This window comes from Streptomyces sp. NPDC002265 (assembly GCF_040296125.1).
In the GTDB taxonomy this organism is placed as follows: domain Bacteria; phylum Actinomycetota; class Actinomycetes; order Streptomycetales; family Streptomycetaceae; genus Streptomyces.
The window spans coordinates 1-12,205 of record NZ_JBEOWS010000303.1 but is presented as its reverse complement, the minus strand read 5'-3'; the positions used below and the strand labels follow the sequence as shown (position 1 = coordinate 12,205).

Below are 12,205 nucleotides of genomic sequence, written 5' to 3'. Positions count from 1 at the left end.
ACCCCGGTGGGGCCGACCCGGGCGCGCGACTCGACGGCCGCTACGGCCTGGCCGGCTTGCCGGTGCCGTACAGCCAGGTCCGGAACAGGGTGTCGAGCTTCTTGCCGGACTCGCGCTGCGCGAGGCGCTCGAACTGCGCGGTCGTACCGTGTCCGGCGCGGTGCTCGGTGGCCCAGGCGCGCAGGATGCGCAGGAACGTGCGGTCGCCCACGGCGGTGCGCAGTTCGTGCAGGGCCATCGCGCCGCGCGCGTAGACGGGCGTGCCGAAGATGTTCGCGCCGCTGCCCGGGTCGGCGGGCGGGTACGCCCACAGCTCGTCGCCCGACGGACGGGCGTACAGCTTGTCGAAGGTCTTCTGGGCGCTGTCGCCCCCGTGCTGCTCGCTGTAGAGCCACTCGGCGTACGTGGCGAAGCCCTCGTTGAGCCAGATGTCCTTCCAGCTGGTCAGCGAGACGGAGTCGCCGAACCACTGGTGGGCGCTCTCGTGGACGAGGGTGGCCAGGTCGGGCGCGGAGTCGTACAGCGGCCGCGACTGGGTCTCCAGGGCGTAGCCGACGTCGGGCGCGTGGTCCACGATCGAACCGGCGGCCCGGAACGGGTAGGGGCCGAAGATCCTGCTCTCCCAGTCCAGCACGGAGGGCAGCTTCTTCAGCACGGGTGCGGCGGCGGCCGCCTCGCGCGGGTCGACGGCGTTGACGACCTGCACGCCGTCACGGGTGGTGTACCGCTGGAGCTCGAACTTCCCCACGGTCGCGGTCGCCAGGTAGGCGGCCATGGGCTCGGCCTGGCGCCAGCGGTAGGTGGTCTTCCCGTGGGCGGTGCGCCGGCCGAGGTAGACGCCGTTGGCGATCGCGGCATGTCCCTCGGGGACGGTGAGGGTGAAGTCGTAGGAGGACTTGTCCTTGGGGTGGTTGTCGGCCGGGAACCAGGTCATGGCGCCCTGCGGCTCACCGGCGACGAAGGCTCCGTCGTCGGTGGGTATCCAGCCGTCGGCGGAGCCGTCCGGGTCGGTGACCGGTCCGGGGGTGCCGCCGTAGGTGACGGTGACCCGGAACTGCTGCCCCTTGCGCAGGGCATGACGGGGGGTGACGACGAGTTCCTGGCCGCTGCGCCGGAAGGCCGCCGTGTGCCCGTCGACGGTGAGGCGGGTGATCTTCAGGCCCTTGAAGTCGAGGTCGAAGCGGGTCAGGTGCTCGGTCGCGCGGGCGGTGAGGACGGCCCTGCCGTCGAGGTGACGGTTCGACGGCCGGTAGTCCAGGGTCAGACCGTAGTGGCTGACGTGATAGCCGCCGTTGCCGGCGAGCGGGAAGTACGGGTCCGCGGCTCCGGATGCGCCCGTGGTGCCCGCCGCTGCGGGCCCGGCGGTCGCGAGCAGGGCCGCGACGGCGACGGGGACGGCTCCGACGACGGCCCTGCGGCCGAGGACGGCGGTGCTTCTGGCGGACTGCTGCCGGGTGGGCTTCACATGCGCTCCTGGGGGGGGTGACGATGATCAAACCACCCAAGACTAGGGGCGCCTTCGCCCGGCGGTCCCCCTCGTTCAGGTCAAGTCACGGGGCGTCACCGGGCCCTCGGTCGTAGGCTCGTGAGAACCACTGCCACTACGGAGGGGCCCGACCATGAGCGTGCGTGTGCGCCGCGTCTACGAACCGCCGCAGCCCGAGGACGGTGTGCGGGTCCTGGTCGACCGACTGTGGCCACGCGGCCTGTCGAAGGAGACGGCACGGGTGGACGAGTGGCCCAAGGGCCTTACCCCGTCCACCGAACTGCGCCGCTGGTACCACGCGGGCGAGGCGTCGTACGAGGAGTTCGCGCGCCGTTACGAGGCGGAGCTCGCCGCGCCGGAGGCGGCCGGGCTCGTCGACGTGCTGCGCGAGTCGGCCGGCGAGGGGCCGGTCACCCTGCTGACCGCCTCGAAGTCCCCGGAGCAAAGCCACGCGGCCGTCCTGGCCCACCTCCTGCAGACCTGAGACGGACGGGACGGGACGGGCGGGCCGCGAGCGGCGTGACGGCCGCGCCCGTCACGCCCGCCACGCGCGTCACGGCGGTCGCGGCGGTCGCCGTGGTCGCCGTGGTCGCCGTGGTCGCGGCAGTCCCCGGCGGCCGCGGCATCGGCGGCCACCGGGGACGGAGGGTCAGGCCGTCTGCTTCGCCGCCGCCCGTCCGGCCGCCCGCCCCGAGAAGAGGCAGCCGCCGAGGAACGTGCCCTCCAGGGCGTTGTAGCCGTGCACACCGCCGCCGCCGAACCCGGCGACCTCTCCGGCCGCGTACAGACCGTCGATCGCGGTGCCGTCGGCGCCCAGGGCGCGGGAGTCCAGGTCGGTCTGGATGCCGCCGAGCGTCTTGCGGGTGAGGACGTGCAGCCTGACGCCGATCAGCGGGCCGGCCGCCGGGTCGAGGATCCGGTGCGGGGTGGCCACGCGCCCGAGCCGGTCACCGATGTAGCGGCGGGCGTTGCGGATGCCCTGGATCTGCGAGTCCTTGCTGTAGGTGTTGCCCATCTGGAGGTCGCGGGCCTCGATCTGACGGCGCATCGCGGCCGCGTCGAGCAGCGGCTTGTCGGTGAGGCCGTTCATCTTCTCGACGAGCTGCTCCAGGGTGTCGGCCATCACGAAGTCGGCACCGTGCCGCAGGAAGTCCGTCACCGGAGCGGGCGCGCCCTTGCCGAGCAGCCGGTCGCGCAGCACCGCCTTGCGGTCCTTGGCGGTGATGTCGGGGTTCTGCTCGGAGCCCGACAGCGCGAACTCCTTCTCGATGATCTTCCGGGTGAGGACGAACCACGAGTGGTCGTGGCCGGCGATGTCCTCGGTGGTGCGCAGGTGCTTGAGGGTGCCGAGGGTGTCGTAGCCGGGCAGGCACGGGTCGGGCAGCCGGCGGCCGAGGGCGTCGAACCACATCGAGGACGGGCCGGGCAGGATGCGGATGCCGTGGCCGGGCCAGATCGGGTTCCAGTTCTGGATGCCCTCGGTGTAGTGCCACATGCGGTCGCGGTTGACCAGCCGGACGCCCGCCGCCGCACTGATGTCGAGCATGCGCCCGTCGACGTACTCCGGTACGCCGGTGACCATCCGGGCCGGGGGCGTGCCCAGCCGCTCGGGCCAGTAGCGCCGGACGATGTCGTGGTCGGCGCCGATGCCGCCGCTGGTGACGACGACGGCCTGCGCGGTGAGCTCGAACTCGCCGACCGCCTCCCGGCTGGAGGCCACACCGCGGGGCGAGTCGTCCTCGGCCAGGACGGTGCCCCGCACCCCGCGCGCGGCGCCGTCCTCGACGACGAGTTCGTCGACCCGGTGGCGGTGGTGGAAGGTGAGCAGTCCGTCGCGCCGGGCCTGCCGGGCGTACTCGACGAACGGCTCGACGACACCCGTGCCGGTGCCCCAGGCGATGTGGAAGCGGGGTACGGAGTTGCCGTGCCCGTCGGCGCGCAGGTCGCCGCGCTCCGCCCAGCCGACGGTGGGCAGCAGCTTGATGCCGTGGCCCTCCAGCCACGAGCGCTTCTCCCCCGCCGCGAACTCGACGTAGGCGCGGGCCCAGCGCACCGCCCAGGAGTCCTCGTCCTCGGCGCGGTCGAACTGCGCGCTGCCCTGCCAGTCGGTCCAGGCGAGGTCGAAGGAGTCCTTGATGCCCAGGCGGCGCTGTTCCGGGGAGTCGACGAGGAACAGTCCGCCGAAGGACCAGAACGCCTGGCCGCCGAGGTTGGCGGCGTTCTCCTGGTCGACCAGGGCGACGCGCCTGCCCCGGCTGGTGAGTTCGTGCGCCGCGACCAGGCCGGCGAGGCCCGCTCCGACGACGATGACGTCCGCGTCCATGGCGACCGTTTCCTTCCTCATCCGCCGCGCTGCGCGGCGGGCTTGTCGCTGCCGTCGGTGAGCAGCGCGGTGAGCAGTTGCTTGAGCCAGGCACGGGCGCGCTCGACGTCCTTGTCCAGCAGCAGTTGGGTGGTCACGCCGTCGTACGCGGCGACCACGGCGTGGGCGGCGCCGTCGGCGTCGCCGAGCACGGCGGGCAGTTCGGTGTGCCCCCGGGCGCGGGCCAGCCGGTCGGCGACGGCCCGCCGCAGCCGGGCCCGGTGCTCCAGGAGGGTCTGCGCGACGACCGGGTCGCGCGCCGCGTGCACCAGGAAGTCCGTCTTCACCAGGAGCCAGTCCAGGTCGAGCAGGAGCACCTCGGTGACGCGGTCCACGGCGGCGGGTACGTCGAGGTCGGGCCCGTCGAGGGCGAGTGCCCCGGCGACCTGGTCGGCGATGAGGTCGGCGCGTTCGCGGTAGAGGGCGAAGAACAGCTCGTCGAGGCTGTCGAAGTTCGAGTAGAAGGCGCCCCTGCTGTAGCCGGCGGCCTCGCAGACCTCCTCGATCGAGACGCGCCCGTATCCCTTGGCCGCGAACACCGAGAAGGCGGCGGAGAGCAGGTTGGCGCGGGTGCGGACACGGCGCTTGGTGACCCGCCCCGCCGGCTGTCGCGTCGCCTCCGGCATGCCCCACCTCCGTTCGATACGCGAATGTATCCGATACGTCAGTGCATCGAAAGAGGTGTGCGACGGGCGAGGAGATCCGGTGGCACCCGATCCGGTGAAGGGAACACATTTTCGATTAAGGCGTACGCTGGATCCATGACCACGCACCTCCAGGGCTCGCTCTTCGACCAGACCGACCGGCTGCGGCTGGGCCGGCTCGACGGGACACGCCGCACGGAGCTCGGCCTGGGCGCCTGGATCGACGTGCTGCCCGGCTGGCTCGCCGGAGCCGACGCGCTCTTCGAACAGCTGGCGGCCGAGGTCCCGTGGCGTGCCGAGCGGCGGAAAATGTACGACCAGGTCGTGGACGTGCCCCGGCTGCTCGCGTTCTACGGTGCAGACGACCCGCTGCCCCACCCGGTGCTGGCCGAGGCGCGCGAGCTGCTGTCGGCGCGCTACGCGGACGAGCTGGGCGAGCCGTTCACCACGGCCGGGCTGTGCTACTACCGCGACGGCCGGGACAGCGTCGCCTGGCACGGCGACCGGATCGGCCGGGGCGCGCGCGAGGACACGATGGTGGCGATCCTCTCCGTGGGCGCGCCCCGGGATCTGCTGCTGAGGCCGCTGCACGGACACGGCGACACGGTGCGGCGGCCGCTGGGCCACGGCGACCTGATCGTGATGGGCGGCTCCTGCCAGCGCACCTGGGAGCACTGCGTACCCAAGTCCGCGCGGGCCGCGGGGCCGCGCATCAGCATCCAGTTCCGGCCGCACGGGGTGCAGTGACGGAGGTCCATCGATCGCGGCGCCGGGCGCGGCGGGCTCAGCTGTGGTCCGGCTCCCCGGCGTCGGCCTGCTCGGGGATCAGCAACGCGTAATGGCGCACGGCGGTGAACGCCGAGGGCTCGGGCAGGTCCAGTGCCGCCATCGCGGCCGAGGCGGCTTCGTGGCGCTCCCCGTTGACCCGGATCTCGGTCTGCATCGAGCCGGGCCGTCCGCCGTAGAAGACCTTGACCCCGTTGAAGAACGGGGACTCCAGGTCCGCGGCGAACGTGTCCGCGAGGCGGTGCAGCACGTTCGCTTCCAGCAGGGCGGTCTGGATGCGCCGGTTCTCCGAGGCGTCGAGCCCGAGGCCGACCACGCCGGAGATGATCGCGTGCATGCCGGGGACACCGCGCTCGTCCCCGGGACCCACGTGCTCCGCGAAGCGCTGTTGCGGGTCGAGGAGTTCGAGCAGGCACGCGCCGGCCGTCTCCACCCACGCGTCGGCCGCCTGCCGGGGGTCGCCGGACATGGCGACGACACAGTCCATGAAGCACGGCACGTCCGGCTGGATGCTCACGTCCGGCAGCGCGACCAGGTCGTAGTGCCGGCCGCCTCCGTGGTGCGGCGGCGCCACGGCCACGGCCCATCCCTGCGGACTGAGCAGCGACTGGCCCTTGAGTTCGGCGCCTTGTGTCACACCGGGCGCGTACTCCTCCAGACTCGCCCTGACGAGGGCGAGGAACTCCAGGTCCGGCAGGCGTTCCGGGGACGGCTCGGGCTGGCGCGCACGGCGGCGTATCCAAGGCATACGGGGGATCTTACGGAGCCGCCCTGCCTGCAGGGCCGTCCTGGTGATCTGCTTTGCTGTGCGGGTCGGGCACGGACCACACCACACGGGACGATCATGCGGGCTGATGTGCAGCAAGTCGCGGACGGCACCTACCTGGTGCACGGCAGCAACACCAACTGGGTCATCCTCACGGAGGGGGACGCCGCGACCCTGATCGACACCGGCTATCCGGGAGACCGGCAGCAGCTCCTGGAGTCCCTGGCCGCGGTGGGGAGTTCGCCGGAGGCCGTCGCCGCCGTGCTGATCACCCACGCGCACAACGACCACCTGGGCTCCGCCGAGTACCTGCGCAGCACCTACGGCACCCCGGTGTACCTGCACGAGGACGAAGTGCCGCACGCGCGCCGGGACTTCCTCCAGCAGGTGAGCGTCGGGCAGGTGCTGGGGAACGTGTGGCGGCCCGGTGTGCTGCCGTGGCTGGTGCACGTGCTGCGCGTCGGCGGCACCGAACAGCACCCCGTGACGGCGCCCGCGCCGTTCACCGGCACCGGCGCGCTGGATCTGCCCGGCCGGCCCGTGCCGGTGCACACCCCCGGCCACACGGTCGGACACGCCGTGTTCCATCTGCCCGAGGTCGGCGCGGTCGTCTCCGGCGACGCCCTGGTCAGCGGCCACGCCACCGCGCGGGCCAAGGGGCCGCAGCTGCTGCCCGACATGTTCCACCACGAGCGGGCCCGGGCCGTCGCCTCCCTGTCCGTCATCGAGGCCCTGTCCGGCGACGTGCTGCTCCCCGGGCACGGACCCGTGCACCGGGGATCGGTCGAGGCGGCGGCACGACTGGCCCGGGAACGGGCGGCCTAGGACCTGTCCGGCGGATCAAGTCGCAGGAAAGCTGCGGTGCCGTATCAGCCCGGGTGAGCGGGGTCATGGGGGTGCCCCCGGCTCGAGCGGAGCCGAGAGCTGGGGGAGCGTCCGGCTGCAAGGCGGAGGAGGGCGTCGACGCGGTGGGGGCACCTCCCGGCCGAAGGCTGGGGGACGTCGGCGACCGACGACAACGCCGCTGGGGGTACCCCCTCCGGGGGAGGGCGTGCCGGACGCCGCGTCTGCGGCATGATCCGCCGGACAGGCCCTAGCCGGCCGTCGGGGGCTGCGACACCGCAGGCGGACGGTCCGGCGGGCGGTCCAGGGCGCCCCGGCCCCGGGGTGCTCAGTCGTGCGGAACGACGGCGACCGGGCACGGCGCGTGGTGCAGCACCCCGTGCGCGACGGAGCCGATCCGGGCCCCCACGGCCGTACGGCGGGCCCGGCGTCCGACCACCGCCAGCTGCGCCCGCCCGGCCACCGACAGCAGGACCTGGCCCGCGCTGCCCATCTCCACGTGCTCGACCACCGGCACGCCCGGGAAGCGGGCCCGCCACGGTGCGAGGGCCTCGCCGAGCGCCTTCGTCTCGTACGGCTCCAGACCCCCGGCATCGTCCAGGAGCCGGAGCGAACCCGGGCTGTAGGCGAACGCGGGCGGCAGCGTCCAGGCCCGTACCGCGCGCACGGTGGCACCGCGGACGGCGGCCGTCTCGAAGGCGAACCGCAGTACGTCGGCGCTGTCGTCCGGGCCGCCCTCCTGCCCGACGACGATCTCGCGGCCGCCGGCCTCGGCGGCCGCCTCGTCGCCGGCCCGTACGAGGACCACGGGCCGCACCGCCTCGGCGATCACATGCTGTCCTACGGAGCCCAGCAGGAAGCCCACGACGGCGCCGTGCCCGCGCGAGCCCAGCGCCAGCAGCTCGGCGTCCGCCGCGGCGGCGACGAGGGACTCCGCCGCGTCGCCCTCCAGGACGTCGGTGGACACCTCCAGGTCGGGGTGGCGCCCGGTGAGGGTGCGTACGGCGCCGTCCACCGCGTCCCGCACCCACCGCTCCTGCGCGTCGCGCCCGGCCACGTCCGGCGCCGCGTCCTGCTGGAACCGCCAGGCGTGCACCACCCGCAGCGCCAGCCGCCTGCGGACGGCCTCCCGCGCCGCCCAGGCGAGCGCGGCCAGGCTCTCGTCCGTTCCGTCGACGCCTGCCGTGATGGGGCGCGTCATGCGCGTCGCCTCCCTGTGTCGTGTGCCGTCCGTGGAACCCCCAGTCTTCCCCACGGCCCTCCCGACCCGCCCGCGCTTCATGATCTCGGCCGGTCCGGGCCCGGGGCGCTCCCGGGGCCGGAGGGCGACGAGTGCGGCGCACCGAGTGACCGGCGGTGCCGGCGGGGTCCGGCCCGGCCGGCTCGTACCTGAGCGAAGCGCGGCGATCGAACATACGATGGCGGGAGTCGGCCCGGCGGCGACGCAGGCGCCGTGCCGTACATCCGACCGCTCGGGGTGGGAGACGCATGGCAGAGGCCGCCGAGGCAGCGCGGACCGTCATCTTGACCGTGGACGACGACCCGGGGGTCTCCCGTGCCGTCGCCCGGGACCTCAGACGGCGCTACGGCGAGTCGTACCGGATCGTGCGCGCCGAGTCGGGAGAGTCCGCGCTGGACGCGCTGCGCGAGCTGAAGCTGCGCGGCGACCTCGTGGCGGTGATCCTGGCCGACTACCGGATGCCGCAGATGAACGGCATCGAGTTCCTGGAACAGGCGCTGGACGTGTATCCGGGGGCGCGCCGGGTGCTGCTGACCGCGTACGCGGACACCAGCGCGGCGATCGACGCGATCAACGTCGTCGACCTCGACCACTATCTGCTCAAGCCGTGGGACCCGCCGGAGGAGAAGCTCTACCCGGTCCTGGACGACCTGCTGGTCGCCTGGCGGGCCAGCGACTACCGGTCGGTGGCGATCACGAAGGTCGTCGGGCACCGCTGGTCGGCGCGTTCGTCGGACGTACGGGAGTTCCTGGCCCGCAACCAGGTGCCCTACCGCTGGTACTCGGCCGACGAGCCGGAGGGCAAGCGGCTGCTCGACGCGGCCGGGCAGGACGGACAGCGGCTGCCACTGGTCATCACCCCGGACGGCACCCCGCTGGTCGAGCCCGAGCCGCCGGAGCTGGCCGCCCGGGTGGGGCTGGCCACCACACCGACCGCCGACTTCTACGACCTCATCGTCATCGGCGGCGGCCCGGCCGGACTCGGCGCGGCCGTGTACGGGGCGTCCGAGGGACTGCGGACCGTGCTGGTGGAGCGCTCGGCCACCGGCGGGCAGGCCGGGCAGAGCTCCCGGATCGAGAACTACCTGGGGTTCCCGGACGGGGTGTCGGGCGCGCAGCTCACCGATCGGGCCCGGCGGCAGGCGGCCAAGTTCGGTGCCGAGATCCTCACCGCGCGCGAGGTGACGGGCCTGGAGGTCAACGGCGCGGCCCGGATCGTACGGTTCTCGGACGGCTCGGCGATCGCCGCGCACAGCGTGATCCTGGCGACGGGTGTCTCCTACCGGCAGCTGCCGGCGCCCGGCGCGAACGACCTCACCGGCTGCGGGGTGTTCTACGGTTCGTCGCTGACCGAGGCGTCCTCCTGCCAGGGGCACGACGTGTACATCGTGGGCGGCGCCAACTCCGCCGGGCAGGCGGCGATGTACCTGTCCCGGGGCGCCAAGTCGGTGACGCTGCTGGTGCGCGGGGCGTCGCTGGCGGCGTCGATGTCGTACTACCTGATCCAGCAGATCGAGGAGGCGGCCAACATCTCCGTGCGCACCGGCACGGTGGTGGAGTCCGCGCACGGCTCCGACCATCTGGAGCAGCTGACCCTGCGCGACACGACGAGCGGGCAGTGCGAACTCGTCGACGCGCAGTGGATGTTCGTGTTCATCGGCGCGGCCCCGCTGACCGACTGGCTGTCCGACACGGTGCTGCGCGACGAGCGCGGATTCATCCTGGCCGGGCCCGACCTGACACCCGACGGACGACCGCCCGCGGGCTGGGAGCTGGACCGGCCGCCGTACCACCTGGAGACCAGTATTCCCGGCGTGTTCGTGGCGGGCGACGCGCGCGCCGAGTCCGCGAAACGCGTCGCCTCCGCCGTCGGAGAAGGAGCCATGGCCGTGATGCTCGTCCACCGTTATCTGGAGCAGTCGTGAGCGGGCAGCGGGTCGAGTGCCGGCCGCAGGAGATCGGTTCGCTCTTCCTGTTCGAGAAGCTCAACCAGGAGCAGCTCGGCAGACTGTGCGCCGAGGGGCGGGTGGAGCGGTTCGAACCGGGGCCGGTGTACACCGAGGGAGAGCCCGCCACCTGCTTCTACGTGATGGTCGAGGGCACGGTCGTGCTGTTCCGCCGGGTCGGCGACGACGATGTCGAGGTCGGCCGGACCTCGCAGCCCGGGGTGTACGCGGGGGCGATGCAGGCCTACATCGGCGACCGGGTGCGGCAGGCCTACACGAACTCGCTGCGGGTCACGGAGCCGACGCGGTTCTTCGTGCTGCCCGCGGACACGTTCGCGGGGATCATGCAGGAGTGGTTCCCGATGGCGGTCCATCTGCTGGAGGGGCTGTTCTTCGGTTCGAAGAGCCAGCAGCGGGTCATCGGCCAGCGCGAACGGCTGCTGGCGCTGGGCTCGTTGTCCGCCGGGCTCACGCACGAGCTCAACAACCCGGCCGCGGCGGCCGTGCGGGCCACGGCCACGCTGCGCGAGCGGGTGGCGAAGATGCGGCACAAGCTGAGTGTGATCTCGGCGGGCCCGTATCCACGCGAGGCCCTCGCCAGCCTCATCGAGATCCAGGAGCGGACGGCCGAACTGGTCGCCAAGGCACCCACGTTGAGCCCCCTGGAGGCCTCGGACCGGGAGGACGCCGTCACCGACTGGCTCGACGACCACGGCATCCCGGACGGCTGGCGGCTCGCGCCCACCTTCGTCCAGGCCGGTCTGCACGTCGACTGGCTGGACCAGGTCGCCGCGGGAGTGGACGAGGAGATCCTGCCGGGGGCGGTGGGCTGGCTCAACTACACGGTCGAGACCGAGCTGTTGATGGACGAGATCGAGGACTCCACCACCCGCGTCTCGAACCTGGTCAACGCCGCCAAGCAGTACTCGCAGCTCGACCGTGCCCCCTTCCAGGTCGTCGACGTGCACGAACTCCTGGACAGCACGCTGCTGATGCTCTCCGCGAAGTTCGGCGAGAAGATCAAGGTCGTGAAGGAGTACGACCATTCGCTGCCCCGCGTCCCGTCCTACCCGGCGGAGCTCAACCAGGTGTGGACCAACCTGATCGACAACGCGGTCTCCGCCATCGCCGACACGGGCGGGGAGGGGACGCTGACGGTGAGCACCGCACGGGAGAACGACCAGCTGGTGGTGGAGTTCCGGGACACGGGCGGCGGGATTCCGCCGGAGATCCGCAGCCGGATCTTCGACCCGTTCTTCACCACCAAGCCGGTGGGCCAGGGCACCGGCCTCGGTCTGGACATCTCCTGGCGGATCGTCGTCAACAAGCACCACGGCAGCATCGAGGTCGAGTCCGTGCCGGGTGACACCCGGTTCCGGATCCTCCTGCCGCTCACCGGGGCAGATCCCGAGACCACTTCCGAGGAGGCGCTGTGAGCAACGTCGACGGCATCGAGCCGAGCGTACCGCCGAGCGGTGAGGGCTGCGTCGACTGCGACGCGGCGGGCGGCTGGTGGTTCCATCTGCGGCGGTGCGCGCAGTGCGGGCACATCGGCTGCTGCGACACCTCACCCGCCCAGCACGCCACCGCCCACTTCAAGGCGTCCGGGCATCCGCTGGTGCGCAGTTTCGAGCCGGGCGAGGACTGGTTCTGGAACTACGAGACGAACGAGATGTACGAGTCGGGTCCGGATCTCGCGCCGCCCGCACACCACCCGCTGGACCAGCCCACCCCGGGCCCGGCGGGGCGTGTACCGGCGAACTGGTCGCAGTCGCTGCACTGAGCCTGCCGTCCCACGGCCACGGCGCTGTCGGTGATCCGTGCGCTGTCGGTGATCCGTGCCAGGATGGAGCCGTGCCGCAACCCGTCTTCACCACCCCTCTCGTCGGCCGGGAGACGGAACTCGCCCGTCTCGCCGGTGTGTTGGAGCGCGCCCGCGCCGGCGAGTCCCGTGCCGTGCTCCTCGCCGGCGACGCCGGCGTCGGCAAGACCCGCGTCCTGGACGAGGCCGCCGCACGGGCGGCCGAGTCCGGTACGGCCGTGCTCACCGGTCACTGCGTCGATCTGGGGGACGTGGGACTGCCCTATCTGCCGTTCACCGAGATCCTGGCGGCGCCAACGCCGCCGGCGCC

At 72.7% G+C, this 12,205-nt stretch carries 12 protein-coding genes; 7 read left to right on the top strand and 5 right to left on the bottom strand.

Annotation, left to right across the window (positions count from 1 at the left end):
• Positions 1 to 40: 40 nt before the first annotated feature.
• Positions 41 to 1,465: a M1 family metallopeptidase gene (locus ABT085_RS35975; protein WP_351617835.1), complete on the bottom strand. Its 1,425-nt coding sequence runs from the start codon at positions 1,463 to 1,465 to the stop codon at positions 41 to 43.
• A 154-nt stretch (positions 1,466 to 1,619) separates the two neighbouring features.
• Between ABT085_RS35975 and ABT085_RS35970 the strand changes: the two genes are divergently transcribed.
• Entirely contained in the window at positions 1,620 to 1,970 is a 351-nt protein-coding gene (locus tag ABT085_RS35970) for a DUF488 domain-containing protein (protein WP_351617832.1), read from the top strand.
• Between the two features lie 165 nt (positions 1,971 to 2,135).
• Here the strand turns inward: ABT085_RS35970 and ABT085_RS35965 are convergent, their stop codons facing one another.
• Together ABT085_RS35965 and ABT085_RS35960 are read right to left on the bottom strand one after the other, a co-directional pair.
• Positions 2,136 to 3,809 carry an FAD-binding dehydrogenase gene (locus ABT085_RS35965; RefSeq protein WP_351617829.1) on the bottom strand — a complete coding sequence of 558 codons (1,674 nt, stop codon included), beginning with the start codon at positions 3,807 to 3,809 and terminating at the stop codon, positions 2,136 to 2,138.
• Positions 3,810 to 3,826: 17 nt separating this feature from the next.
• Positions 3,827 to 4,474: a TetR/AcrR family transcriptional regulator gene (locus tag ABT085_RS35960; protein ID WP_351617827.1), complete on the bottom strand. Its 648-nt coding sequence runs from the start codon at positions 4,472 to 4,474 to the stop codon at positions 3,827 to 3,829.
• Positions 4,475 to 4,609: 135 nt separating this feature from the next.
• Between ABT085_RS35960 and ABT085_RS35955 the strand changes: the two genes are divergently transcribed.
• On the top strand, positions 4,610 to 5,239 hold the full coding sequence (locus ABT085_RS35955; RefSeq protein ID WP_351617824.1) for an alpha-ketoglutarate-dependent dioxygenase AlkB family protein: 630 nt from the start codon (positions 4,610 to 4,612) through the stop codon (positions 5,237 to 5,239).
• A gap of 37 nt (positions 5,240 to 5,276) precedes the next feature.
• Here ABT085_RS35955 and ABT085_RS35950 read toward each other — a convergent pair whose 3' ends face one another.
• Positions 5,277 to 6,026 carry a DUF6348 family protein gene (locus tag ABT085_RS35950; RefSeq protein WP_351617821.1) on the bottom strand — a complete coding sequence of 250 codons (750 nt, stop codon included), beginning with the start codon at positions 6,024 to 6,026 and terminating at the stop codon, positions 5,277 to 5,279.
• Between the two features lie 96 nt (positions 6,027 to 6,122).
• Here ABT085_RS35950 and ABT085_RS35945 point away from each other — a divergent pair, with 96 nt between their 5' ends.
• Positions 6,123 to 6,869 (top strand): MBL fold metallo-hydrolase, encoded by a 747-nt coding sequence (locus ABT085_RS35945; protein WP_351617818.1) that lies wholly within the window; start codon positions 6,123 to 6,125, stop codon positions 6,867 to 6,869.
• A 346-nt stretch (positions 6,870 to 7,215) separates the two neighbouring features.
• Here ABT085_RS35945 and ABT085_RS35940 read toward each other — a convergent pair whose 3' ends face one another.
• Positions 7,216 to 8,088 carry a universal stress protein gene (locus tag ABT085_RS35940; RefSeq protein WP_351617815.1) on the bottom strand — a complete coding sequence of 291 codons (873 nt, stop codon included), beginning with the start codon at positions 8,086 to 8,088 and terminating at the stop codon, positions 7,216 to 7,218.
• Positions 8,089 to 8,375: 287 nt separating this feature from the next.
• Between ABT085_RS35940 and ABT085_RS35935 the strand changes: the two genes are divergently transcribed.
• The 4 genes from ABT085_RS35935 to ABT085_RS35920 all read left to right on the top strand — a co-directional run.
• On the top strand, positions 8,376 to 10,052 hold the full coding sequence (locus ABT085_RS35935; RefSeq protein WP_351617812.1) for an NAD(P)/FAD-dependent oxidoreductase: 1,677 nt from the start codon (positions 8,376 to 8,378) through the stop codon (positions 10,050 to 10,052).
• The gene (locus ABT085_RS35930; RefSeq protein WP_351617809.1) at positions 10,049 to 11,509 is read left to right on the top strand and encodes an ATP-binding protein; all 1,461 of its coding nucleotides are present in this window, start codon (positions 10,049 to 10,051) and stop codon (positions 11,507 to 11,509) included. The genes ABT085_RS35935 and ABT085_RS35930 overlap by 4 nt, the downstream gene beginning before the upstream one ends.
• Entirely contained in the window at positions 11,506 to 11,856 is a 351-nt protein-coding gene (locus ABT085_RS35925; RefSeq protein ID WP_351617806.1) for a UBP-type zinc finger domain-containing protein, read from the top strand. Before ABT085_RS35930 ends, ABT085_RS35925 begins: the two co-directional genes overlap by 4 nt.
• Positions 11,857 to 11,927: 71 nt before the next feature.
• The coding region (locus ABT085_RS35920) for an ATP-binding protein (RefSeq protein WP_351617799.1) at positions 11,928 to 12,205 on the top strand (278 nt) is incomplete at its 3' end.